The organism is Cellulosimicrobium composti, assembly GCF_010287905.1.
In the GTDB taxonomy this organism is placed as follows: Bacteria; Actinomycetota; Actinomycetes; order Actinomycetales; family Cellulomonadaceae; genus Cellulosimicrobium; species Cellulosimicrobium composti.
This window is the reverse complement of sequence record NZ_JAAFAN010000008.1, coordinates 44,927-68,370: the sequence shown is the minus strand read 5'-3', so window position 1 is coordinate 68,370 and position 23,444 is coordinate 44,927. Positions and strand designations below refer to the sequence as shown.

At 74.5% G+C, this 23,444-nt stretch carries 24 protein-coding genes, 1 tRNA gene and 1 pseudogene; 13 read left to right on the top strand and 13 right to left on the bottom strand.

The features are described from left to right. The first annotated feature begins 17 nt into the window (after positions 1-17). Genes GYH36_RS20240 through GYH36_RS03945 form a run of 3 tightly spaced genes read left to right on the top strand, consistent with a single transcriptional unit; the run spans position 18 to position 1,416 of the window. On the top strand, positions 18-224 hold the full coding sequence (locus GYH36_RS20240; protein ID WP_162289160.1) for an acyl carrier protein: 207 nt from the start codon (positions 18-20) through the stop codon (positions 222-224). Continuing rightward, entirely contained in the window at positions 221-775 is a 555-nt protein-coding gene (locus GYH36_RS03950) for an ATP/GTP-binding protein (protein WP_155098458.1), read from the top strand. Before GYH36_RS20240 ends, GYH36_RS03950 begins: the two co-directional genes overlap by 4 nt. Further along, positions 772-1,416 (top strand): HAD family hydrolase, encoded by a 645-nt coding sequence (locus GYH36_RS03945; protein ID WP_162289159.1) that lies wholly within the window; start codon positions 772-774, stop codon positions 1,414-1,416. The genes GYH36_RS03950 and GYH36_RS03945 overlap by 4 nt, the downstream gene beginning before the upstream one ends. Positions 1,417-1,434: 18 nt before the next feature. On the opposite strand, the gene GYH36_RS03940 is transcribed toward GYH36_RS03945, so the two are convergent. Continuing rightward, positions 1,435-2,598 (bottom strand): hypothetical protein, encoded by a 1,164-nt coding sequence (locus GYH36_RS03940; protein ID WP_162289158.1) that lies wholly within the window; start codon positions 2,596-2,598, stop codon positions 1,435-1,437. Positions 2,599-2,739: 141 nt separating this feature from the next. Between GYH36_RS03940 and GYH36_RS03935 the strand changes: the two genes are divergently transcribed. Beyond that, positions 2,740-3,279 (top strand): peptidylprolyl isomerase, encoded by a 540-nt coding sequence (locus GYH36_RS03935; RefSeq protein ID WP_024841597.1) that lies wholly within the window; start codon positions 2,740-2,742, stop codon positions 3,277-3,279. Between the two features lie 107 nt (positions 3,280-3,386). Next, positions 3,387-4,199 carry a rhomboid family intramembrane serine protease gene (locus GYH36_RS03930; RefSeq protein ID WP_312028497.1) on the top strand — a complete coding sequence of 271 codons (813 nt, stop codon included), beginning with the start codon at positions 3,387-3,389 and terminating at the stop codon, positions 4,197-4,199. A 69-nt stretch (positions 4,200-4,268) separates the two neighbouring features. Here GYH36_RS03930 and GYH36_RS03925 read toward each other — a convergent pair whose 3' ends face one another. After that, positions 4,269-4,520 (bottom strand): cell division protein CrgA, encoded by a 252-nt coding sequence (locus tag GYH36_RS03925; protein WP_115941538.1) that lies wholly within the window; start codon positions 4,518-4,520, stop codon positions 4,269-4,271. A gap of 297 nt (positions 4,521-4,817) precedes the next feature. Here GYH36_RS03925 and GYH36_RS03920 point away from each other — a divergent pair, with 297 nt between their 5' ends. The 4 genes from GYH36_RS03920 to GYH36_RS03905 are packed head-to-tail and all read left to right on the top strand — an operon-like array spanning position 4,818 to position 7,241. Further along, positions 4,818-5,615 carry a DUF881 domain-containing protein gene (locus GYH36_RS03920; RefSeq protein WP_312028496.1) on the top strand — a complete coding sequence of 266 codons (798 nt, stop codon included), beginning with the start codon at positions 4,818-4,820 and terminating at the stop codon, positions 5,613-5,615. Next, positions 5,612-6,391: a class E sortase gene (locus GYH36_RS03915; RefSeq protein ID WP_162289157.1), complete on the top strand. Its 780-nt coding sequence runs from the start codon at positions 5,612-5,614 to the stop codon at positions 6,389-6,391. Before GYH36_RS03920 ends, GYH36_RS03915 begins: the two co-directional genes overlap by 4 nt. Continuing rightward, entirely contained in the window at positions 6,391-6,585 is a 195-nt protein-coding gene (locus GYH36_RS03910; protein WP_115941539.1) for a hypothetical protein, read from the top strand. The genes GYH36_RS03915 and GYH36_RS03910 overlap by 1 nt, the downstream gene beginning before the upstream one ends. Next, complete coding sequence (locus GYH36_RS03905; protein WP_115941540.1) at positions 6,582-7,241, top strand: aminodeoxychorismate/anthranilate synthase component II; 660 nt, start codon at positions 6,582-6,584, stop codon at positions 7,239-7,241. Before GYH36_RS03910 ends, GYH36_RS03905 begins: the two co-directional genes overlap by 4 nt. Before the next feature lie 120 nt (positions 7,242-7,361). Here GYH36_RS03905 and pknB read toward each other — a convergent pair whose 3' ends face one another. From pknB to GYH36_RS03870, 7 genes are all read right to left on the bottom strand, one after another. Then, a complete protein-coding gene (pknB, locus tag GYH36_RS03900) occupies positions 7,362-9,443 on the bottom strand; it encodes a Stk1 family PASTA domain-containing Ser/Thr kinase (RefSeq protein WP_162289156.1) in 2,082 nt (693 codons plus the stop codon). Positions 9,444-9,553: 110 nt separating this feature from the next. Then, positions 9,554-11,233, bottom strand: a complete 1,680-nt coding sequence (locus GYH36_RS03895) for a serine/threonine-protein kinase (protein WP_162289155.1) — start codon at positions 11,231-11,233, stop codon at positions 9,554-9,556. Beyond that, positions 11,230-12,690, bottom strand: a complete 1,461-nt coding sequence (locus tag GYH36_RS03890; RefSeq protein WP_024841606.1) for a peptidoglycan D,D-transpeptidase FtsI family protein — start codon at positions 12,688-12,690, stop codon at positions 11,230-11,232. Before GYH36_RS03890 ends, GYH36_RS03895 begins: the two co-directional genes overlap by 4 nt. After that, on the bottom strand, positions 12,687-14,336 hold the full coding sequence (locus tag GYH36_RS03885) for an FtsW/RodA/SpoVE family cell cycle protein (RefSeq protein WP_024841607.1): 1,650 nt from the start codon (positions 14,334-14,336) through the stop codon (positions 12,687-12,689). Before GYH36_RS03885 ends, GYH36_RS03890 begins: the two co-directional genes overlap by 4 nt. After that, on the bottom strand, positions 14,336-15,742 hold the full coding sequence (locus GYH36_RS03880; protein ID WP_162289154.1) for a Stp1/IreP family PP2C-type Ser/Thr phosphatase: 1,407 nt from the start codon (positions 15,740-15,742) through the stop codon (positions 14,336-14,338). Before GYH36_RS03880 ends, GYH36_RS03885 begins: the two co-directional genes overlap by 1 nt. A 6-nt stretch (positions 15,743-15,748) precedes the next feature. Continuing rightward, the gene (locus GYH36_RS03875) at positions 15,749-16,252 is read right to left on the bottom strand and encodes an FHA domain-containing protein FhaB/FipA (RefSeq protein WP_115941545.1); all 504 of its coding nucleotides are present in this window, start codon (positions 16,250-16,252) and stop codon (positions 15,749-15,751) included. A gap of 10 nt (positions 16,253-16,262) precedes the next feature. Then, complete coding sequence (locus GYH36_RS03870; RefSeq protein ID WP_024841610.1) at positions 16,263-16,970, bottom strand: FHA domain-containing protein; 708 nt, start codon at positions 16,968-16,970, stop codon at positions 16,263-16,265. Positions 16,971-17,255: 285 nt separating this feature from the next. Here GYH36_RS03870 and GYH36_RS03865 point away from each other — a divergent pair. Continuing rightward, a tRNA-Leu gene (locus GYH36_RS03865) sits at positions 17,256-17,339 on the top strand. 294 nt (positions 17,340-17,633) lie between these two features. Here GYH36_RS03865 and GYH36_RS20235 read toward each other — a convergent pair. Together GYH36_RS20235 and GYH36_RS03855 are read right to left on the bottom strand one after the other, a co-directional pair. Beyond that, positions 17,634-17,702: pseudogene (locus tag GYH36_RS20235) on the bottom strand (hypothetical protein); the annotation flags it as partial. A gap of 329 nt (positions 17,703-18,031) precedes the next feature. Then, positions 18,032-19,045 (bottom strand): helix-turn-helix transcriptional regulator, encoded by a 1,014-nt coding sequence (locus GYH36_RS03855; RefSeq protein ID WP_162289153.1) that lies wholly within the window; start codon positions 19,043-19,045, stop codon positions 18,032-18,034. Between the two features lie 127 nt (positions 19,046-19,172). Here GYH36_RS03855 and GYH36_RS03850 point away from each other — a divergent pair, with 127 nt between their 5' ends. Next, on the top strand, positions 19,173-19,574 hold the full coding sequence (locus GYH36_RS03850; protein ID WP_115941548.1) for a RidA family protein: 402 nt from the start codon (positions 19,173-19,175) through the stop codon (positions 19,572-19,574). A gap of 47 nt (positions 19,575-19,621) precedes the next feature. Here GYH36_RS03850 and GYH36_RS03845 read toward each other — a convergent pair whose 3' ends face one another. Together GYH36_RS03845 and GYH36_RS03840 are read right to left on the bottom strand one after the other, a co-directional pair. Continuing rightward, on the bottom strand, positions 19,622-20,881 hold the full coding sequence (locus tag GYH36_RS03845) for a glycosyltransferase (protein WP_162289152.1): 1,260 nt from the start codon (positions 20,879-20,881) through the stop codon (positions 19,622-19,624). 60 nt (positions 20,882-20,941) lie between these two features. Continuing rightward, positions 20,942-21,607 carry a hypothetical protein gene (locus GYH36_RS03840; RefSeq protein ID WP_162289151.1) on the bottom strand — a complete coding sequence of 222 codons (666 nt, stop codon included), beginning with the start codon at positions 21,605-21,607 and terminating at the stop codon, positions 20,942-20,944. Positions 21,608-21,687: 80 nt separating this feature from the next. Between GYH36_RS03840 and GYH36_RS03835 the strand changes: the two genes are divergently transcribed. Both GYH36_RS03835 and GYH36_RS03830 read left to right on the top strand, forming a co-directional pair. Further along, a complete protein-coding gene (locus GYH36_RS03835; RefSeq protein WP_115941550.1) occupies positions 21,688-22,062 on the top strand; it encodes a PadR family transcriptional regulator in 375 nt (124 codons plus the stop codon). Further along, a complete protein-coding gene (locus tag GYH36_RS03830; RefSeq protein WP_162289150.1) occupies positions 22,062-23,438 on the top strand; it encodes a permease prefix domain 1-containing protein in 1,377 nt (458 codons plus the stop codon). Before GYH36_RS03835 ends, GYH36_RS03830 begins: the two co-directional genes overlap by 1 nt. The last annotated feature ends 6 nt before the right edge of the window (positions 23,439-23,444 follow it).

The window sequence follows — 23,444 nt, the reverse complement described above, 5'->3', positions numbered from 1 at the left end:
GCTCCATCACGGACGTCGTGCTCGAGATCCCGGCGGACCTCCCGCACGACGCGCGCTTCGACGACCACGACGTCGACTCGCTGGTGCTCGCCGAGGCGGCGGTCGTCGTGACGCGCCTCTACGGCGTCGAGGTCCACGAGTGGGAGCTCCGCGACGCCGGGACGCTGCAGGGCGTGGCGGACGTGGTGCGCGAGCGCGTCGCCGCGCACCGGGCCGGGCGGTGAGCCGCGGGTCGCGTGTCGCGGTCGTCGGTGCCTACGGCGCGGGGAAGACGACGCTCGTCCGGGCGCTGTCCGCGCGGCTCGGTCTCCCGGTCGCGGCGACGACCGCGATGCGCGACCCCGTGCCGGGAGTGCCCCGGGCGCTGGAGGACTGCTCCCCGGAGGAGGTCTTCCAGCTCGTGCTGCGGCGCTTCGACGAGCGCGTGCGGGGCGAGACCGCCCTCGGGGACGGGCTCCTCTCCGACGGCTCCGTGCTCCACGAGTGGGTCTACCTCGCGGGCGTCGCGGCGGCGCGCCGGGAGGGTGCCGACCTCGGGCCGCTCGCGCGCCGCGCGACGTGTGAGCTCGCGCGGGGCCTCGGCAGACGGTACGACCTCGTGGTGCACGTGGCGCCCGAGGTGCCGCTGCCGCCGGACGCGCCGATCGACGCCACGTTCCAGGCGGCGCTCGACCGCCGCACGCGCGCTGCTCTCCGGCTCTCCGGCGTCCGGGCGGTCACGGTCACGGGCGACGTCGAGGAGCGTGTCGCGGGCGTCGTGGGACGGCTCACGTGACGGCCGTCGCGGTCCACACGGACGTCGACGGCACGCTGCGCCGCGGGAGCACGATCTTCGACCTCCTGCGGTACGACGCGGACCGGTCCGGGCGTGTCGCGGAGGGCGAGCGGTTCCTGCGGTCGCTGCGCGAGGCCGCGGCCGCCGGGACGCCGCGCGAGGTGACGAACCGGCGGTACTTCGCGTGGTGGCGCGGTCGTGCCGTCGACGACGTCGCCCGGGTCGCGCGGGACTGGGCGGCCGCCGGGGGGCCGTGGGCCGAGCAGCCGGTGCCGCCGGTGCTCGCCGCGGTCGAGCGGTACCGGCGTGCGGGCGCGCGCGTGGTCGCGGTGTCCGCCGCGTTCGAGCCCGCGCTCGTCGGCGTCCGGGAGCGGTGGGTCGAGGCGGACGTCCTGGCGACCAGGGCCGTCGTGCGGGACGGCCGCTACACGGGCGACGTCGTCGAGCCGCTCGTCGGCGAGGCGAAGGCCCGGGCGGTGCGCGCCCACGCGGCGACGCACGGGATACCCCTGGAGCGCTGCGCCGGGTTCGGCGACCACGCGTCCGACCTGCCGTTCCTGCGCGCCGTCGGCACGGGGACACGGGTCGGCCCGGGTGACCGGCTCGTGCCCGTCACCCGGGCCGTGACCCGGACGCTCTGACGCGTCAGCGCGGACCGCTCACTCGCCGCCCGCGTCCTTCGACTTCTCGACGGCCTCCTGCGCGGCCTCCTCGGCGGCGTCCCGGGCCTTGCGGCCGGCGTCGCCGAGGTCGTCGGCCGCGTCCTTGGCCGCGTCCTTCGCCGCAGCGGCGTCCTTCGACGCCGCGGACGACCCGCCCCGCGCGGACCCGCGGGAGCGGCTCGACGCCTTCTTCGCCGCGTCCTTCGCCTCGGAGACCGCCTCGCTCACGCGGTCGCTGACGTCCTCGCGCACCTCGGCGGCGCGCTCGGCGAGCTTGTCCGTGGCCTCACGGCCCTTCGCGACGGCGACGCCGGCGGCCTCTCCGAGGGTCTCGGCGGCGTCGCCGACGGCGTGCCGCGCCTCGCCGACGACGTCGTCGAAGTGCACCTGCTGCTGCTCCTGCTCCCAGGGCTCGGCCCACGGGTCCGTCGCGGGCTGCGCGCGGCGGTAGAGCACGTAGCCGACGCCGGCGGCGGTCATCCCTCCGGCGATCCACCACATCGTGCGGCCCTTGCCCTTCGAGGCGTCGGCCTCGGCGGCCTTCGCGGCGGCCTTGTCCGCGGCGGCCGCGAGGCGAGCCGCCGCCTTCTCCGCCGCCTTGTCGGCGTGCTTCGCGGCCTTCTTGCCGGCCTTGTCCGCCGACTTCTTCGCGTGCTTGGCCGCCTCGGTCGCGGCCTTCTCGGCCTGCTTCGCGAGCTTGCGCGCCTTCTTGCCGGTCGCCGCGGCGGCGGCGACGGACGCGGCCGCCGTCGCCTTCGCCGCGTCGTCGGCCGCGCGCGTGGCGGACTCCGCCGCGCTCGCCGCTGCCGCGTTGAAGCTCGCGACGATCTTCGGCAGAACCTCGTCGACGAGCTTGTCGTGCGCGGTGTCGATCGCCGGAGCGGCCTTGACGGCGGCCTTCTCGACGCGCGGCGCGGCCGCCTGGATGCTGTCCTGCCACGCCTTCTCGACGCGCGGCTGGAGCCACTCCAGGAAGGCCTCGACCTTGGGCGTGCCCCACTCCTTGGCCTGCACCGCCGCGTCCTTGGCCTGGTCCGCGAGCTGGGTCGCCGCGTGCTGGGCGGTCGCGGCGGCCTGCGCGGCCTGTTCCTTGAGCTTCTCGGTGTCGATCGACTCGAGCGTGTCCTTGACGGAGTCGCTCGCTGAGCGGGTACGGGTCATGCGTGCTCCCCGGGGTCGTCGTCCGACGGGACGATATGGCGGATGCGTGGGCGTTTCCGACCACTCTGCCACCACCCCGCCCGCCCCGCGAGACATCCCGTCGGACGGGTCGCGAGCGGGTCTCGTGGGAGGATGGTGCCCATGTTCGCAACCCTCCACACGACCGCAGGTGACATCCGGATCGAGCTCCTGCCGAACCACGCCCCGAAGACGGTGGCGAACTTCGTCGGGCTGGCGAAGGGCACCACGACGTGGTCCGACCCGCGCACGGGCGCTGAGCGCACCGAGCCGTTCTACGACGGCCTGATCTTCCACCGGGTCATCCAGGACTTCATGATCCAGGGCGGCTGCCCGCTGGGCACCGGCACCGGCGGCCCCGGCTACACGTTCGACGACGAGATCCACCCCGAGCTCCAGTTCGACCGCCCGTACCTCCTCGCCATGGCGAACGCGGGCCTGCGCCGCAACCCCGTCACGGGCGAGGCCGAGGGCACGAACGGGTCGCAGTTCTTCATCTCGACGGTCCCGACGCCGTGGCTCAACGGCAAGCACACGATCTTCGGCGAGGTCGCGGACGACGAGTCCCGTGCCGTCGTCGACGCGATCAACGCGACGCCGACGCGCCCGGGCGACCGCCCGCAGGAGGACATCGTCATCACGTCCGTGACGATCGAGGACTGACCATCTCGACGACGCCTCCCGGGCCTCCTGGTCCGCCCGCGTACGGGACGGCCGGGCCGCACGACGGCCCCGCCGTCCCGCCCGTGTGCCCGCGGCACCCGGACCGGGTGTCGTACGTGCGGTGCCAGCGCTGCGGCCGTCCCGCGTGCCCGGAGTGCCAGCGCCCGGCCGCGGTCGGCGTCCAGTGCGTCGACTGCGTGCGCGAGGCGGCCCGGCAGGCGCCTGCGCAGCGCACCGCGTTCGGCGGGAGGGCACGCGGCGGCCCGCCCGTCGTGACGTTCACGATCATCGGGCTGTGCGTCGCGAGCTGGATCCTCCAGCTCGTCACGGGCGGCACGTGGACGAGCATGCTCGCGTTCGCGCCGTGGATCGGGGAGCTCCAGCCCTACCGGTTCCTCACGGCCGCGTTCCTGCACTCGACGAGCCCCGTCCACATCCTGTTCAACATGTACGCCCTGTGGGTCACGGGCCCGTTCCTCGAACAGCAGCTCGGGCGCCTGCGGTTCGCGGCGCTGTACCTGCTGTCCGCGCTCGGCGGCTCGGTCGGGTACCTCGTCCTCGCGGGCGGCCCGACGTCGGACGCGTGGGTGACCCCGGTCGTGGGCGCCTCCGGTGCGGTGTTCGGGCTCTTCGGCGCGATCCTGCTCGTCCTGCGTCGCACGGGCCGCAACGCGATGCAGATCGTCGTGCTCATCGGCATCAACTTCGCGATCGGCCTCTTCTTCGCGAACATCGCCTGGCAGGCGCACCTCGGCGGGCTCGTCGTGGGCCTCGCGCTGGGCGCCGCGTACGCCTACGCGCCCCGGGAGCGCCGCACGGCGGTGTCCGTGGGCGCGACGGTGCTCGTGGCCGTCGCGCTCGTCGCGGCCGCGTGGCTCACGTACGCCCAGGCGGACCAGTTCGGCCACCTCGTCGGATGACCCCGAGGAGTTATCCCCAGGGTTACTCACAGGTGTGGAACTACACCTGTGTGCTTCCCTCCGCCCGGGTCACTTCCAGCGCGTCGTGAGGGCGAAGCCCGCGATGATGAAGGCGAAGCCGACGGCGAGGTTCCACGCGCCGAGCGGCGGGACCGGGAGCTGCTTGGGGCCGCTGAGGTAGAAGAGCACGATCCAGGCGAGGCCGAGGAGCATGAGCCCGAGCATCGTGGGCACGAGCCAGCGCGGGTTGCCCGCCTCGGGCTTGGGCACGCTCGGCTGACGCTGCGGCTTGGGCTTCTTGCGCGACTTCGACTCGGGCACGAGGGAAGGCTCCTGTCCTGGTGGGGTCCGCTGCCGACGGCGCCGGGGCGCGCCGCGGGTGCGGACGCCTGCCGTCGTCGTGCAGGAACCGTGCATGGCTCGGGCGAAGGTCGTCGACGCGCCGCAAGGGCTCCGCGAGAGCACGGGTCCGTCACGATCGTGGACGACGTTCGTCGACTAGCGTAGTGGGCGCACACAATAGGCGCGGACACCGCGCGCGGGCAACGCCCGCCGCGCACCGCGGAAGACGGCACCGGCACGGTCGACGGACCTCGCCGCCAGGAAGGAGACGGTCGCGTGGACGACGCCACCCCCGCCTCCGTGACGCCCGGCGACCAGCCCGTCGCCGCCCCGGCGCAGCCCCCCGCGCCGCGCTCGCGCCGCCTCCGCTCCGCGGTGACGGTCGCGCTCGTCCTCGCGCTGTCCGGCCTCATGTTCACCGCGAACGCGCGCCTCGCGCGCGGCGACGACTCGCGCCACCCCGAGAACCTCGCCCAGCTCGTCGACCGCGAGTCGGACCGCGTCGCGGACCTCGCCGAGCAGGTCGACGCGCTCACCGCGGAGGTCGCGCGGCTGTCGAGCACGGGCGACGCGCCTGCGGGCGTGGACCCCGACCTCGCGGCGCGGACCGCGGTCGCGGCCGGCACGACGCCGGTCACCGGGCGCGGGGTGTCCGTGACGCTCGACGACGCTCCCCCCGAGGGGAACTACCCGCCGCAGATCCGCCCCGACGACCTCGTGGTGCACCAGCAGGACATCCAGTCCGTCGTCAACGCCCTGTGGGCGGGTGGCGCCGAGGCGATGACCCTGCAGGGCCAGCGCGTGACCGCGACGTCCGCGTTCCGCTGCGCGGGCAACATCCTCCTGCTGCACGGGCGTGTGTACTCCCCGCCCTACGTCGTCGAGGCCGTGGGTGACCCCGAGGCGCTGCGCGACGCGCTCGACCGCTCCCCCGGCGTCCAGGTGTACAAGGAGTACGTCGACGCGGTGAACCTCGGCTGGTCCGTCGAGGACGAGCCCGAGATCGAGATGCCCGGCTACCAGGGCGCGCTCGAGCTGCGCTACGCGCGCCCGGCCGGGGCGGTGGCGTCGTGACGGCCACGGCACCCGCCCCGGTGCGCCACGCCGGGCGTCGCGGCTCCGGGCGCGGCGCGGTCTCGGCGGTCGTCGGAGTCCTCGGCGAGCTGCTCATCACGCTCGGCGTGCTGCTCGGCCTCTACGTCGTGTGGCAGCTCTGGTGGACCGACGTCCAGGCGGACCGCGTCCAGGCCGAGGTGCTCGAGGAGATCGCCGCGCCCGTGCCCGACGCCGAGGACGTCGGCACGACCGTCCGCCGCGACGAGCCGCCCGTCATGGCGGCGCCCGGGCCCGGCGAGGTGTGGGGCACGCTCTACGTCCCGCGCTGGGACGGCAAGATGATGCCGATCGCCGAGGGCACGGACAAGCGCGCGATCCTCGACCAGGCGATGGCCGGGCACTACCCGGAGACCGTCATGCCGGGCGCGGTCGGCAACTTCTCGCTCGCCGGCCACCGCCAGACGTACGGCAAGATCTTCCACGACGTCGAGGAGCTGCAGGTCGGCGACCCCATCGTCGTCGAGGCCGGCGGGACCTGGTACGTCTACCGCGTGGACCACATGCAGGCGGTCCGGCCCGACCAGGTCGAGGCGATCGCCCCGGTGCCCTGGCAGCCGGGCGTCGAGCCCACCGAGCGGTACCTCACCCTGACGACGTGCCACCCGATCGGGCTCAACTCGCTCGTGGCGCGGTTCATCGTCAACGCGAAGTTCGACTACTGGATGCCGGTCGAGGACGGCACGCCGCCGGACCTCGTCGGGCAGACCGCACCGCCGGCCGAAGGGAGCGCGTGATGTACGGGGCGCTGTGGCGTGCGCTGCCCGGCCCCGCGTGGGTCCGGGCCCTCCTCCTGCTCGTCCTCGCGGCCGCCGTCGTGCTCGCGTGCTTCGAGTGGCTGTTCCCGCTCGTCTCCGAGTACATGCCGTTCAACGACCCCAACATCCAGACCGACGCCGCCGGCGCGGTGCCCGGGGAGGCCCCACGATGACCCACCAGACCCGCATCCTCGTCGTGGACAACTACGACTCGTTCGTCTACACGATCGTCGGGTACCTCGACCAGCTCGGCGCGCAGACCGTCGTCGTGCGCAACGACGCCGTGCCCGAGCCCGACGCCGAGGGCCGCTACCACGACGCCGACGGCACCGCCTTCGACGGCGTCCTCGTCTCCCCCGGCCCCGGCACGCCCAAGGAGGCGGGTCAGAGCGAGCAGGTCATCCGGGCGTGCGCCGCGTCGCGCACGCCGATGCTCGGCGTGTGCCTCGGCCACCAGGCGCTCGCCGAGGTGTACGGCGCGACGGTCACGCACGCGCCCGAGCTCATGCACGGCAAGACGAGCCTCGTCGAGCACGAGGGCGTGGGCGTGCTCGCGGGCCTCCCCGTCCCGTTCACCGCGACGCGCTACCACTCGCTCGCGGTCGTCCACGACACGGTGCCCGCGGAGCTCGAGGTCACGGCAGCCACCGCGGGCGGCGTGATCATGGGGCTGCAGCACCGCGACCTGCCTCTGCACGGCGTCCAGTTCCACCCCGAGTCCGTGCTCACCGAGGGTGGGCACCGGCTGCTCGCGAACTGGCTCGAGGCGTGCGGTCTCGACGGCGCCGTCGAGCGCTCGGCGGGCATGGCGCCCCTCGTGCGCCAGTAGCCGCCCACAGCCCCGACCTGCGCACGACGACGGGCCCTCACCTCCTCCGAGGTGAGGGCCCGTCGTCATTCGCCTGTGCTCCGGGCGGCAACCCGCCCGGGGTGGGCCGGCGAGGTGCGGTCAGCCGTCGCCGTCGTCGTCGCCACCCCCGCCGCCGGGGCCGCCGCCGCCACCTGGGCCGCCACCGCCACCGGGGCCCTCGCCGCCCGACGGGCCGGGGCCCGTCGAGACGATGAGCGACACCTCGCTGCCGACCTCGACCTCGGCACCGCCGCGCGGGTCCGAGCCGATGACGGTCCCGGCGGGCCACTGGTCCGACTCCTGGTTCTGCTGGCGACCGGGGTTGAGCCCGGCACCGCCGAGCGCCTCCTGCGCCTGCTCCAGGGTCATGCCGACGAGGTTCGTCGGGACGGTGGTCGTCTCGGCCGAGCGCGGGATCGCGACGTCGATGGTGACCTCCGAGCCCTGCGGCACGCTCCCGGCGTTGGGCCGCTGCGCGACGACCTGGCCCTCGGGCTCGTCGGACTCGACCTCGTTGACGACCGGCTTGAGGCCGAGGTCGGTGATCGCCTGCTCGGCCGCCGCGCGCTGACCGCCCACGAGGTCGGGGAGCGCGACGAGGCCGGACGACGTGTAGAGCGTGACGGTCGACCCGGCGGCGACGGACTGGCCGGCCGCGGGGTCGGTGCGCGTGACCGCGTCCTTCGGGACGTCCTTCGAGTCCTCGGACCCGCCGGACGTGACGGTGAGGCCCTGGCCCTCGAGGATCTGCCGCGCCTCGTCCTGGGTCTTGCCCTTGACGTCCTGGATCACGACGGCGTCGGGCCCGGCCGAGAAGAAGGCCGTGACGGTCGAGCCGAGCTCCGCCTCGGTGCCGCCCGCGGGGTCCGTCCTGGTGAACGTCCCCTCGGGCTCCGTCGACTCCTGGTCGAGGGCCTCGGCGTACTCGAACCCGGCGTCGGTGATCGCCTTCTCCGCCTCCTCGGGCGTGATGGGCGCGGAGAGCGTGGGGACCGTGCCGGTGGTGGGCTCGTCCTCACCCTGGTTGGAGATGACGATCATCGTGATGATCGCGGCGAGGGCGAGCACGCCGACCGCGATGAGGGTCCACATGAGGCCCTTGCGGCTCTTCGGCTCCTCGTCGTCCTCCCCGGGCGGCTCCTCGCCGGGCGGGACGGCGGGCGCCGTGCTCGTCGCCCAGGGGTTTGGGGCGCCCGCGCCGGCGGGGGCCATGACCTGCGTCGCGGACTCCACCATCGTCGGCTGGAGGTCGGCCGCGGCGGCACCCGCGCCGAGCCCGGCGGCCGCGGCCGCGACGCCGAGCGCCGGGGCCGTGATCGCCCCGCCGCGCACGGCGTTCTCGAGGTCGGCGCGGAACTCGGCCGCGCTGGAGTAGCGCGCGGTGCGGTCCTTGGCGAGGGCCTTGAGCGTGATGCGGTCGAGGACCTCGGGCACGTCGGGGGCGACGGCGCTCGGCGTCGCCGGGGCCTCGCGCACGTGCTGGTAGGCGACGGCGACGGGCGAGTCGCCGATGAACGGCGGGCGGCCCGTGAGCAGCTCGTAGAGGAGGCAGCCCGTGGAGTAGAGGTCGGAGCGCGCGTCGACCGTCTCGCCGCGCGCCTGCTCCGGGGAGAGGTACTGCGCGGTGCCGATGACGGCCTGCGTCTGCGTCATCGTGGTCGCCGAGTCGGCGACCGCGCGCGCGATGCCGAAGTCCATGACCTTGACCGCGCCCGTGGGCGTGATCATGACGTTCGCGGGCTTGATGTCGCGGTGGACGATCCCCGCGTGGTGCGAGTACTCGAGGGCCGCGAGCACGCCCGCGGTGATCTCGACCGCCTCGTCGATCGGGACGGCCTGGCCGTCGCGCAGGATGTCGCGGACGGTGTGCCCCTCGACGTACTCCATGACGATGAACGGCACGTGCACGGAGTTGCCCGTGGCGTCGGCGTGCACGTCCTCGCCCGTGTCGTACACCGCGACGATCGCCGGGTGGTTCAGCGACGCCGCGGCCTGCGCCTCGCGCCGGAAGCGGGCGAGGAAGGACGGGTCGCGCGCGAGGTCGGAGCGCAGGATCTTGATCGCGACGGTACGACCGAGGCGGTTGTCGTGCCCGATGTGCACCTCGGCCATGCCGCCACGGCCGATGAGCTCACCGACCTGGTAGCGCCCGGCAAGCACTCGGGGAGCGTTGTCCACCACTCATTCGTCCTTCGGTGTCGTCGGGGCCGCGGGCGCGTCCGCACGCGGCACATCTGGCGCAATCATCCCACTCGGGGGCCTGCGGGAGAGCGGGGAACACAACGATGTCGTCACGATGTCACCCGCTCGTGCGGGGGTCCGGGGACGCCGTCGACGACCACGACGGCGGCCGCGGGTCCGGGCGACGAGGCCGCGGCGTCGTCGCGCGCGCCGCGGTCTCCGAGGGACGCGAGCGTCGCGACGACCAGCACGAGGAGGAGGCCGAGCAGCGCCACGAGGGGCCACGTCAGCCCGTTGGGCAGGCCGCCGAGGCGCCGTCCCGTGGTCGTGGAGGTGCGACGTCCGGACGACGAGGCGCGCGACGGCGTCGCCTGGGACCGGCGCCGGGCCTCGGCGCGCGTCGCCGGCGCGGCGGACGACGCCGTCGCGCTGCGCTCGGAGACCGCCGGGCCCGACGGGCGTCCCGCCGCCGCGACGGCGCGCGCCCCGCCGCGTGCAGGCTGCGGGCGGCGCGAGGAGCGTGTGCCGCCGTGCATCTCGCGCCGGGGCGGGTACGACCGGGGTGCGTTCTCGCCGGCCGCCGTTGCGCCCGCGGGCACGGGTCGCTCCCACGGCAGGGCGGGCCCGGTGGCCGCCCCCTCGTCCGGCGCGGCCGGTCCCTGGTCGTCGGGCGTCGCGGGCACGCCGTGCCGGCCGACGACCGGACCGGCGGACGTCTCCGGCGTGGGCCCGTCGGCCGGCACCTCGGTGGGCGCGGCGGCGTGCGCGGCCGGGCGGGGCTCGGGCGCGACCCACGGCGTCGCCGGGTCGGTGGCGTGCGGGTCCCGCACCGCCGCAGGGATGACGAGCGGGGTGATGACGGGCGCGGGGTCCGGCTCGGGCGCGGGGGCCTCCTCCGCCGTGCGCGCGCGGCGGGCCCGGCGCGTCGTGGGCGCGGGGGTCGTGGAGCGTGCGGACCACGGGTCGCTCGCGAGGCGCGCGCCGATCTCCTCGAAGACGCGCGCGAGGGCGTCGGCGGGGTGCGGCCGCGCGAGCGGGTCCTTGGCGAGCATGACCATGACGAGCTCGGCGAGCTCGGGGTCGACCGACGACGGCAGCGGCGGCACGGGCTCGTTGACGTGCGCGACGGCGATGTCGACGGGCGTGGACCCCGTGAAGGGACGGTTCCCCGCGATCGACTCGTACGCGACGATGCCGAGCGCGTAGATGTCCGACGCACCCGTCGCGGCCTGCCCGACGGCCTGCTCGGGCGACAGGTACTGGGCCGTGCCCATGACCATGCCCGTGGCGGTCATCGGCACCTGGTTCGCGGCGAGCGACACCCCGAAATCGGTGATCTTCACCGTCCCGGCGCGGTCGATGAGGATGTTGCCCGGCTTCACGTCGCGGTGCACGACGCCGGACAGGTGCGCGGCGTGCAGGCCGCGCGCCGTCTGGGCGAGGATCGGCAGGAGCCGCACGGCCGGGAGCACCGGCTCGCGCTCGAGGAGGTCCGCCATCGGCTCGCCCACGACGAGCTCCATGACGAGGTACCCGGAGCCGTTCGCCTCCCCGTAGTCGTACATCTGGGCGATGTTGGGGTGCGAGAGCGCGGCGCTGTTGCGCGCCTCGGTGCGCAGCCGGTTGAGGAAGTCCTCGTTCCCGGCGTACTCGCTGCGCAGCACCTTGACGGCGACCTCGCGGCCCAGGGCGTCGTCGGCCGCGACCCACACCTCGCCCATGCCGCCGACGGCGATGCGTCGCACGAGGCGGTAGCGGTTGCCGAGCGTCAGGCCCCGGACGGGCTTCATCCGTTCACCACCGCCTCCATGACGGCGCGTGCGATCGGCGCGGCGATCGCGCCGCCGGTCGCCTCGCTGCCGAGCGAGCCGCCGTTCTCGACGATGACCGCGACCGCGACCTGCGGGTCGTCCGCGGGCGCGAAGCTCGTGAACCACGCGTGCGGCGCGGCGTCCCCGCCGGTCTCCGCGGTGCCCGTCTTGCCGGCCACCTGCACGCCCGGGATCCGCGCGGCCTCGCCGGAGCCGTTCTGCACGACGCCGAGCATCATCTGCGTGAGCTGCTCCGCCGTGGCGGGCGACACCGAGGTGCGCAGGCGGCGCGGCTCGGACTGCCGCACCACGTCGAGATCCGGGTTGCGCACCGTCTCCACGGTGTACGGGGCCATCTGCACGCCGTCGTTCGCGATCGCGGCGGCGACCATCGCCATCTGGAGCGGCGTGACGCGCACGTCTCCCTGGCCGATCGCGGCGCGGGCCGTGGCGTCCGGCGTCGCCTCCTCGTCGTCCGGGAAGTGGCTCGCGGTGACGTCGAGCGGGATCTCGAGCGGCTCGTCGAACCCGAACGCCTCCGCCTGGTCGCGCAGCACGTCGTCGCCGAGCGTGACACCGAGGTCGGCGAACGCGGTGTTGCAGGAGATGCGCAGCGCGTCGGCGAGCGTCATCTCGCCCGTCGGGGAGCAGCGCGACCCGCCGAAGTTCTTCATCGTGCGGTCGGACTGCGGGTACTGGTACTCGTCCGGCGCGGGGACGACGCTCTCGGCCGTGTACTGCCCGCTCTCGATCGCGGCGGCCGACGTGACGATCTTGAACGTGGAGCCCGGCGGGTACGTGTTGCCGCGGATGGCGCGGTTCGACATCGGGTTGCCGTCCGCGTTGAGCAGCTCCTGGTAGCGGTCGCGCGCCGCGGCCGTGTCGTGCGTCGCGAGCTCGTTCGGGTCGTAGCTCGGCTTGGACACGAGCGCGAGGACGCGACCGGTCTTCGGCTCGATCGCGACGACCGCGCCCCGCTGGTCGCCGAGCGCGTCCCACGCGGCCTGCTGCGCGGCCGGGTCGATCGTCAGCTCGACGGACGCGCCCTGCGGCTGCTTGCCCGTGAACAGCGCGCTGAGCCGGTCGAGCCACAGCGAGCTCGCCTGGCCGTTGAGGTAGTCGTTCTCCTTGTCCTCGATCTCCGTGCGACCGTTCGTGAGGGACAGGAAGCCCGAGACCGGGGCGTACAGCGGGCCGCTCGCGTACTGGCGCTGGAAGCCGAACGCGTCGTCCACGGGGGTCGACGACGCGATCACGTCGCCCGCGACGACGATCGGCCCGCGGAACTTGTTGTACTCGCGGTAGATCGTGCGGGCGTTGCGCGGGTCGTCGTTGAGCGAGTCCGCCTGGACGAACTGGATGTACGTCGTCGACACCATGAGCGCGAGGAACATGACGAGGACGACCGTCGCGACGCGACGCAGGGGGACGTTCACCGGGCTCCTCCCCAGGGGTCGTGCTCAGGGCGGGGCGGCGCGTCGGGACCCGGGCGGCGTACGACCTCGGTCCGCAGCTCGTCCGGGTGACCGGGGACCTCGCCGTCGCGCCCGACCGCCTGCTGCACGCCCGTCGTCGCGCGCGTGGGCCCGGTGGGCGGGCCGCCGACGGCGGGCGCGCCGATGGTGGTGGGGGCGTCGTCGGGCGCTGCGCCGACGGCGGGCGACCCGCCGCCGACGACCTCGACCGGGTCGGAGTCGGTGCGGGTCCGCGCGCCGCCGGGCGCGACCTGGCCGCGCACGGGCAGCGACGACGGCCGTCGTGCGTCGTCGGAGATGCGCAGGAGCAGCCCGACGACGAGCCAGTTCGCGAGGAGCGACGAGCCGCCCTGCGCGACGAACGGCATGGTCAGGCCGGTGAGCGGGATGATCCGCGTGATGCCGCCGACGACGACGAAGAGCTGCCACGCCATGACGAACGCGAGGCCGCCCGCGAGCAGCTTGCCGAACCCGTCGCGCACGCCGATCGCGGTGCGCAGGCCGCGCTCGGCGAGCACGAGGTACAGCAGCAGGATGCCGATGAGTCCCGTGAGGCCGAGCTCCTCGCCGAGCGAGGCGTAGATGAAGTCGGAGAACGCGTACGGGACCGTGCGCGGGTAGCCCGCGCCCCAGCCCGTGCCGAACAGCCCGCCGTTCCCGAGCGAGAAGAGGCCGCCCACGATCTGCCCGGACCCGCCGGGGTTGCGCCCGTAGATCTCCGGGTCGAACGGGTGCAGCCACACGTCGACGCGCGCCTGGACGTGCCCGAACGTCGACGCGGCGAGGACCGCGCCGACCGCGATGAGCAGCAGACCGATGACGACCCAGCTCACGCGCTCGGTCGCGATGTAGAGCATCGCGACGAACAGCCCGAAGAACAGCAGCGACGTCCCGAGGTCGCGCTCGAACACGAGGATCGCGAGCGAGACGAGCCACACGATGATGATCGGGCCGAGGTCGCGCAGGCGCGGGAGCTGGAGGCCGAGCACCTTGGGCCCGGCGAGGGCGAGCGTGTCGCGGTTGGTGACGAGGTAGCCCGCGAAGAAGATCGCGAACGCGATCTTCGCGAACTCCGCCGGCTGGAGCGAGAAGCCGAACAGGTTGATCCAGATCTGCGCGCCGTTGATGCGCGCGCCCAGACCGGGCACGAGCGGGAGCGCGACGAGCACGATGCCCGCGATCATCGCCGTGTACGTGTAGCGGCGCAGCGTGCGGTGGTCGCGCAGGAACCAGACCAGCGCGAACGCGCAGAGGATGCCCAGCGCCGTCCACTGGAGCTGGCGCGGGGCCAGGTCCTGCGTGCCGCCCGTCACCTGCGACCCGAGGTCGAGGCGGAAGATCATCGCGAGCCCGATGCCGTTGAGCGCGACGGCGACCGGCAGGATCACCGGGTCGGCGTACGGCGCGCGCAGGCGCAGCAGCACGTGGGCGACGGCCGCGAGCACGACCGTGCCGATGCTGTACACGTAGAAGCGGCCCGGGAGCTCTCCCGTGAGCTGCAGGCCGACGAGCGCGTACGCGCCGATGCCGAGCGTGAGCGCGAGGACGAGCAGACCGAGCTCCGCGCCCCGGCCGGGGCGCACCTCGGTGGTCTCCACCGTGGCCATCAGGCCCCCGAGCCGTCGCCGTCGGCGGGCGGTGCCGGGGTCACGTCCGGGGCCCCCGCCTCCGGGGTCCCCGCGGTCCCCTCGGTCGGCGCCTCGGTCCCGTCCGTCGTGGGCGCGTCCGTGGTCGTCTCGTCCTGCGCGTCGGCGACGAGCCGCTCCGCGCGGGCGCGCGCGTCGTCGAGCGACTGCGCGGGGATCGTCGTCTCGAGGCGGTCGACGACGTAGCCCGGCAGCTCCGCGACGCGCGTCCCCGTGAGCTCGATCGGCGTGGACAGCGTGACGGGGCCGGCCTTCTCCGGGATGCCGCGGAACACGGCGACCTGGCCGTCGGCCACGCCGACGTAGTACTGCGTCTGCGTCCAGCGGTAGCCGGCCCACGCCGCCACGCCGAGACCCGCGACGACGAGCAGGACCGCGACGACCGTGACCCAGCGGCGCGGCCTGCGCCCGGGGCGCACGTCCTCGTCGTCGCCGGACCCCTCGCCCGTCTCGCCCTCCGCGTCGGCGGCGCCGTCCGCGGCGTCCCCCTCGGTCCCCGACGCCGCGTTGGCGCTGGCCACGAGCGCCGCAGCGCGCGCGGCGGGCCCGTCCGCGGCCGAGGTCGGCGCGTCGCGGTCGATCGCGGCCGAGCCCACGACCTGGGCGCCCGTGGCGGGCGCGCCGCCGTCGGGCAGCGCGTCGACGTCGACGACGTCCGCCACGACGACCGTGACGTTGTCGGTGCTGCCCGCGCGCAGCGCGAGCTGGAGCAGGTGGTCGGCGCACTCGTCGACGTCCGGGGTCTCCAGGAGCGTCTGCGCGATCGTCTCGGGGCTGACGAACCCGGACAGGCCGTCCGAGCACAGGAGCCAGCGGTCCCCCGGCTTCGCCTCGCGCACCGACATGTCCGGCGTGAGGTCGATGTCGAAGTCGCCGAGCACGCGCATGACGACGTTGCGCTGCGGGTGCGTCTCCGCCTCGTCCGCCGAGATGCGACCCGTGTCGACGAGGTGCTGGACGAACGTGTGGTCCGTCGTGACCTGGGTGAGGTCGCCGTCGCGCAGCAGGTACGCGCGCGAGTCGCCGAGGTGCGCCATCGCGAGCTTGTTGCCAGCGCGCAGGATCGCCGTGACCGTCGTGCCCATGCCGACGAGCTCGGGGTCGGACACGCTGCGGTCCACGAGGTCCTGGCGCGCGTGGTCGATCGAGCGCTCGAGCTCGGCCAGCGCGTCGTCCGGGCCGTGCGACTCGCCGTCGAGCGGCGCGAGCGCGGCGATCGCGATCGACGAGGCGACGTCACCGCCCGCGTGGCCGCCCATGCCGTCGGCGACGACGAGCAGGTGCGGGCCCGCGTAGCCGGAGTCCTGGTTGTTGGAGCGCACGAGGCCCACGTCGGAGCGCGCGGCGTAGCGCAGGGCGATGTTCACTGCGGGCTACCTCTGCAGCTCGACGACGGACTGACCGATCCGCACCCGCGTCCCGATGCTCAGCGGCGTCACCTGGCCGATGCGCTGGTCCTCGACGTAGGTGCCGTTCGTGGAGCCGAGGTCCTCGACGAACCACGTCCCGTGCTGCGGGAAGATGCGCGCGTGCCGCGACGACGAGTAGTCGTCGTCGAGGACGAGGGTGCAGCTCGGCGCGCGGCCGATGAGGATCGACGACGTCGTGAGCGGGATCGTCGTGCCCGTGAGCGGGCCCGCCGTCACGACGAGCCGCGACGGCCCCGCAGGGGCGGCCGGCCGGGCCGGCTCGGGCGCGGGGGCGGCGGCGCCGGCGGACGGGCGCGCAGCCGGCGTGCTCGCGCCCTTGCGACCCTTGCGCGGCGTGATCTTGGTGCCGTAGAGGTCCCGACGCAGCACCCCGATCGCGGAGAGCACGAACACCCAGAGCAGCACCAGGTAGCCCAGCCGCAGCAGGGTGAACGTGAGGTCGGTCATGCGGGCCGGATCACCACTCCTCGTTGTCGGACGCGCCGGTCCAGAACATGATGCGGGTACGGCCGATCGTCAGGGAGTTGCCGTCGAGCAGCGTCGCGGCGGGCACCTGGTGCCCCTCGACGAACAGGCCGTTGGTCGAGCCGAGGTCGGTCGCGATGACGCCCTCGGGGGTCACGCGGATCTCCAGGTGGCGGCGGGAGACGCCCGGGTCGTCGACGACGATGTCGGCCTCCGAGCCGCGGCCGATGACGGTGACCGGTCCGGTGAGGAGGTAGCGCTGGCCGTCGATGTCGACGAGCGGGTGGCGCGTGCTCGGGGACGCGGACGTCGCGGGCGCGACGTTGCCGCGCACGCTCGCCGAGCGGAGCTGGAAGCGGCCCACGTCGAGCGCGTCGTTCTGCTCGAAGCTCACGCTCACGGGACCGACGAACGCGTAGTGCTGCGACGCCGCGTACTGGGTGACGTTCGACGCCAGCTCGTCGGCGAGCGTCTCGGCGCCCCACCCCTCGACCTGGCCGAAGTCGTCCACCGACAGCTCGATGGTGAACTCGTTGGGCACGACCGTGCGCTCGCGGTCGACGACGGCGGCGCGGTCGTCGACCTCGCGCCGCAGCGCGCTCGCGAGCTCGACGGGCTTGACCTCGCTGCGTCCCACCTTGGCGAAGGCGTTGTTCACGACGCGCTCGACGCCCTTCTCGAAGCGGTCCAGGACTCCCATGCCACCTCCTCCCTCGTGCTCGCTCGTGCCGGCTCGTGCCGTGCTGGTCTCGTCCGCCTCGCCGGGCCGTGCTCCCCGGCGACCTCCTCGGACGCGGGCGCGTCCGGGCAGACTACCTAGATCGTATCGACCACGTCTGCGCAGCAGGCCCGATTCGTCGCACGATCTCCGGACGGATGTGGCGCGTTCCGCGCGGAGCGTGTGAACGTCGGGCGTCCGGCGCCGTGGTGCCGGGCTCCTGCGATTCCAGGGGGCGCCGGGCGCCGTGCTAGTCTTCTGCGGCACGCGCGAGTGGCGGAATAGGCAGACGCGCACGGTTCAGGTCCGTGTGCCCGAAAGGGCGTGGGGGTTCAACTCCCCCCTCGCGCACGTGAAGAGAGCCCCGGTCAGGTGATCCTGACCGGGGCTCTCGCGCGTCCGAGGCCACGCGCGCGGGTCGCGCAGCCCTTCCATCGCGGCGACGAGGGTCGCGTGGACGTACTCGAGCGCGGGGGTCGTGAACGTCTCCCACGACTCCTCCGCCGTCGTCCCGCCGGCGTCGTGGTCGGCTGAGCCGGTGTCGTCGCCGTCGCCCCACACCGTGCTCGCCGGGTCGTGCTGGTACACCCACCACAGATTCCCGAACGGGTCGGCGAAGCGCGCGAGGATGTCGCCGAAGAAGTCGGTGGGCTCCGTGACGACCCGGGCGCCGCAGGCGCGGGCGCGGTCGATCGTCGCCGCGGCGTCGTGCACGTAGACGCGGGTGAGCGCCGGCGTCCACGCCACCCGGGCTTGCGGTCCGCGACGGTCAGCGTCGAGTCACCGACGAGCAGCTCGGAGTGCAGGACGAGGCCGTCGGCGTCGAGCGTGCGCGCCTCGTGCACCTCGTGCGCGTCGAGCACGTCGACGAGGAACGCCAGGAGCCCGACGGCGTCGTGGGTGCAGACGAACGGGTTGACGGTGTTCGAGCCGGCGGGCGCGGGCGGGACTGCGGGAGTGCTCGGGGTCGGCATGATGCCCTCCTGAGGTCGGTCGATGGGTCGCCGGCCACGGTCGCACCGGTAGTGGTCACGTCGTGGCCGCTACCGTCGCGGCCGAGCCGCGCTCTCGCGACTCGACGGCGGGCGGGCCGGCCCGTAGCGGGACGCGAGTGCGACGGCACGCTCGCGCAGCGCGTCCCGCAGCTCCGGCGGTGCGAGGGCCTCGGCGTCCGTCCCGTGCTGCCACACCGCCCACACGGCGTGCCGCAGGTCCTGGAAGGTCGCCTCGACGAGGATCCGGCCGTCGTCGGCCGCCTCCTCGGCGAGGACGGCGAGCGCGGTGCTGACGAGCTCCTCGCGGCGGTCCGCGCGCAGCACGACCCGCGCGGTCACTTGGTCGCCGCTCGCCCGGAACCGGGCGCTGCGCTCGCGCCAGAGGTGCTCGAGGTCGACGCCGTCCGGCCGCTCGGCGGGGTCGGGCAGCGCCTCGGCGGCGAGGACGCGCGAGAGCCGGTAGGTGCGGTCCGCGCCCGACGCGGTCGCGAGGAGGTAGCCGGTGCCGCGCACCGTGACGAGGCCGAGGGGGTCGACCGTGCGCCACGACGGGTCGCGTCCGGCCGCGGCGTAGCGCAGCCGCAGGCGACGCCCGTCGAGGACCGCACGCCGGACCTCCGCCATGACGTCCGCGGGGACCTCCTCCACGACCTCGCGGCGCGAGAGCAGGTCGGAGTCCGGTTCGACGAGGATGCGCCGGGCGGCGTCGCTCGCGGCGGTGCGGTGGGTCTCGGGCAGGGCGTCGGCCACCTTGCGCACGGCGGACGCGAGGGCGGGCCCGAGGCCGAACGCCCGGGCGTCGCGCGCGGCCGCGGCAGTCAGCACGGCCAGCGCCTCGTCGTGGGTGAGGCCGGTGAGCTCCGTCCGGAACCCGGGGAGCAGCGCGAACCCGCCGTGACGCCCGCGTTCCGCGTAGACCGGGACGCCGGCGGCGGACAGGGCCTCGACGTCGCGCAGCACGGTGCGCGTGGAGACCTCGAGCTCGCGGGCGAGCGTCGCGGCGGACGTCCGGCCGCGCTGGCGCAGCAGCAGGACGAGCGAGACGAGGCGGTCGGCGCGCACCGGAGGAACGTATCGGATACATGACACTCGGTGTCGTGATTCGTCGCCAGGCTCGTCGGCACGGGCGTCGAGGACGTCGGCGGACGATCCGACGGGCGCGCGGGAAGGACGACACGAAGGAGACGACGTGGCAGTCGAACGAACGGCGGTCGACCCGGTGACCTGGTCCCTGGACCTGGGCTTCCACCAGGGGGTGGTCGTGTCCGGGCACACCCGGACCGTGTGGTGCTCGGGGCAGACGGCGACGGGACCCGACGGAGCACCTCGGCACGACGGCGACATGGCGGCGCAGCTCGCGCTGAGCCTCGACAACGTGGAGGCCGTGCTCGGCGAGGCGGGCACGACGTGGGCGGACGTCGTCCGGCTCACGGTCTACACCACCGACGTCGACGAGCTGCTCCGGCACTACGGGGTGCTCGCGGCGCGGCTGGGAGGGGCGGGCGCGGCCCCGCCGACGACGATGCTGGGCGTGACGCGCCTGGCGATCGCCGGGCAGATGGTCGAGCTCGAGGCGACCGCGGTCGCCTGACGCGGTGCCCGGCGTCGTCGGGGCGGTCGGGCGCGGCGTCGCCCGGGTCAGCCCTCGACCGCCTCGAGCTCCGCGACGAGCGTGCTGTGCTCGGCGTCGTGCCGGACGGCGGCGCCGAGCACCGCGGCGCGTCGCGCGTAGGCGGGGTCCTCGAGCACGCGGCGGACCGCGCGTGCGACCTGGTCGGTCGAGGCCGTGCGCCGGAGCGCGACGCCCGCGCCGCGCAGGGTGACGCGCACGGCGTTGTCCCCCTGGTCGCGCCCGTGCGGCAGCACGACGACGGGCACGTCCGCGGCGAGGGCCTTGAGGAGCGTCCCGTGCCCGCCGTGCGTGACGACGAGCGCCGCCTCGCGCAGCACGGCGCGGTGCGGCGCGGACGCGACGACGGAGACGTTCGGCGCGCCCGGCACGGCGCCGGGGTCGAGGCTCGGCCCGGTCGTGACGACGCCGCGGACGGGGAGCGTCGCGAGCGCGGCGACGACGCGCCGCAGGAGCGCGGCCTGGTCCTGGAACGTGGACGACAGCGCGACGAGGACGAGCGGGTCGTCGCCCGGGGGCGCGGTCCACGGGGCGTCGTCGGCCCAGGCGGGGTCGTCGAGCACCGGCCCCACGTAGCGTGCGTTCGGCGGGAGCGGGCCGGGGAGGTCGAACGCGGGGCTCGTCATGACGAGCTGGCGGCGCGCGGCGCCGAGCTGCTCCCACGACCGGTCGAGGGGCGCGAGCCCGAGGTCGGCGCGGAGGGCGTTGAGACCGTCGCGCGTGTACCGGTCGAACACGCGCGTCGACAGCGCGGTGACCGCCCGGTCGCGCACACGGCCGAGGGGTCCGCGGGCGGGCTTCAGCCCGGCCCCGAACGGCGTCCGGCCCGGTGCGGGCAGCGCGTAGACGTTGGGGACGAGCACGTCGAACGGGATGCCGCGCGACTGCGCCGCGGCCATGGCGCCGAACGCGAAGACCGACGTGACGACGAGGTCGGGCCGCTCGTCGTCGACGGCCGCGAGCACGTCGCGGGCGTAGCGGGGTGCGGGCCCGGCGATCAGGCGGTCGCCCAAGTCGCGTGCCTGCGCGAGCAGGCTCGGCGCCTCCCAGTCCCGCAGGGGGTCGTTCGCGGGGTCGCGGTCGGGCCGGTTCGGCGCGGTGGGCCACGGCACGAACGTCGCGCCCGTGGCGCGCACCTCGGGAGCCATCGAGTCCTCGGCGAGCACCCGGGCGCGGTGCCCCCGCTCCACGAGCCGACGGGCGGCCCCCACCTCCGGCGGGACCGTCCCTCCGCCGTCGGTCAGGGCGAAGAGGTACGTGCGAGGCATGAGCCGAGCCCTCCCCGTCGTTCCGCGGGCCGATCGGGCGAAGCCCGTCCGTGGACCACGCTAGCCCTGAGCCTGCTCCGCGACGCGGCCCGGACGACCCGGATTCGCGTCGGTCGCGGGCCGGATCGCGTAGCCGAGGCTGCGGAGCACCTCGTCGAGCCCTTCGAGAGCACCGCGGTGACCCCACGCGCGTGAGCCCACGAGCCCCTGGACGGCGACTTCGAGGTGGGCGTCACCGCGCGTGAGCCGGAGCGTCAACAGCTCCTCCACGTCGTGGAGGTCGAGGGCCACGAGCTCGACGGCGAGGTCCTCGCGCTCCATCCGGAGGAGAAGGGTCGGTGGGTCCGCGGTGCTCCAGAGATCCACCTCGTCACGGCGGACGACGAGTAGGCACGGCATGTGCCGCTCGCGCTGCTTCGGCGGGATCTGTTCGAGCAGAGCCCTGGAGCGACGGACCGGGAGGACGCGGGCGACCGTCGCTCCAGGGTTGGCGGCGACGGCCCGGCCGAGCTCGCGTCGGATCCGTGACCGCACGACGACCCCTACGACGATGACCGTGGCGACGACCGCGGCGCCGGTCCACAGGAGGCTCGCCACGGTGAGCGCGGCGCGGTCATGGAGCCGCAGGATCTGCGGGGTGACCAGCGCGGCGGCCCCGAGCAGCGCGGCGAGGACGGAGACGACCGTCGTCCCCCAGTCCCGCTTGTAAGCCCGTCGTCGTGCCATGGCCCGCCCCGTCGTCGTTCGCATCCAACCCTAGATCTGCTAGGGTCGGTACCCCTAGAACAACTAGGCATAGGAGTGCCATGCGTATCGACAAGGACCTCGTGGCCGCGTCGGCCACGCCGCTCGTGCTCGGGATCCTCGCGGACGGCGAGTCGTACGGCTACGCGATCCTCAAGCGCGTGGACGAGCTCTCGGGCGGCCGCATGCAGTGGACCGACGGCATGCTCTACCCGCTGCTGCACCGGCTGGAGCGGCTCGGGCTCGTCGAGGCGTCGTGGGGCACGTCCGACGTCGGCCGACGGCGCAAGCACTACGCGATCACGGCCGCGGGGCGCGAGGCGCTCGTCGAGCGCCAGGCCCAGTGGGACGTCGTCGCGCACGCGCTCCAGCAGGTGTGGCGCTCCGCCCAGGACGGGCTGCAGAACCCGCCGCGCGTCGCGGAGGGGTGGGCCTGATGGCGCCCGGCACGACGGCGCCCGACGCCGCGAGCCCCGGCCCGCACGCCGCGCTCGAGGCGCAGATCGACCAGTGGCGCGGGTACGTCCGCCGCCGTGAGGCGATCTCCGCGTCGGACGTCGACGAGATGGAGGACCACCTGCGCGAGCGCGTCGAGGACCTGCGCGCGACGGGCCTCGACGACGACGAGGCGTTCCTCGTCGCCGTGAAGCGCATGGGCACGCTCGACGACCTGTCGCGCGAGTTCGCGCAGGAGCACTCCGAGCGGCTGTGGAAGCAGCTCGTGCTCGTGGGCGAGCAGCCGGGCCGCACGCGCTCGTGGCGCGAGCTCGCCGTCGTGCTCGGGCTCGCCGCGGGCGCCGGCGTCGCGACGAAGATCGCGACGAGCGTCCTCGACGAGGACGTCGTGGCGCTCAACGCGGCGCTCCTCGTGCTGCCGTTCCTCACGGCCTACCTCGCGTGGAAGCGCCAGGTCACGGCGCGCGTGGTCGGGGCGCTCGTCGCGCCGTTCGTCGCGCTGGGCCTCGTCCTCAACCTCTACCCGTTCGAGCCCACGGGCTCGACCCTCGTCCTCGCGGTCCTCGCGGCGCCCGCCGTGGTGTGGGCCGTCGTCGGTGTCGCGTACGTGGGCGGGCGGTGGCGCTCGGACGCGCGACGCATGGACTTCGTGCGGTTCACGGGCGAGCTCGCCGTGTACTACACGCTCATCGCGATCGGGGGCGGCGTCCTGCTCGGCCTGACGACCGTGACCTTCTCGCTCGCCGGCGTCGACCTCGAGCCCTACCTAGACACCTGGATCCTGCCCCTGTGCGTCCCGGCCGCGCTCATCGTGGCCGCGTGGCTCGTCGAGGCCAAGCAGAACGTCGTCGAGAACATCGCGCCCGTCCTCACGCGCGTGTTCACCCCGCTGACGCTCGTCATGCTGCTCGCCGCGTTCGTCGTCCTCGCGACCGCGGGCGACCTCGCGGACGTCGACCGCGAGCTGCTCATCCTCATGGACGCGATCCTCGTGCTCGTCCTGTGCCTGCTCCTGTACTCGGTGTCGGCGCGCGACCCGCTCGCGCCGCCGTCGTTCTTCGACGGCCTCCAGGTGCTGCTCGTCGTCGCGGCGCTCGCGGTCGACGCGGTCGCGCTCACGGCGATGCTCACGCGCATCGCGGAGTTCGGGCTGAGCCCCAACAAGACCGCGGCGCTCGGGCTCAACCTGCTCCTGCTCGTCCACCTCGCGTGGTCGGCCGTCCTCGCGACGGCGTTCCTGCGCGGACGGCGCCCGCTCGCCGACCTCGTCGCGTGGCAGACCCGGTTCCTGCCCGCCTACGCCGGGTGGGCGGTCCTCGTCGCCGTCGTCTTCCCGCCCGTGTTCGGCTTCGTCTGAGAAGCG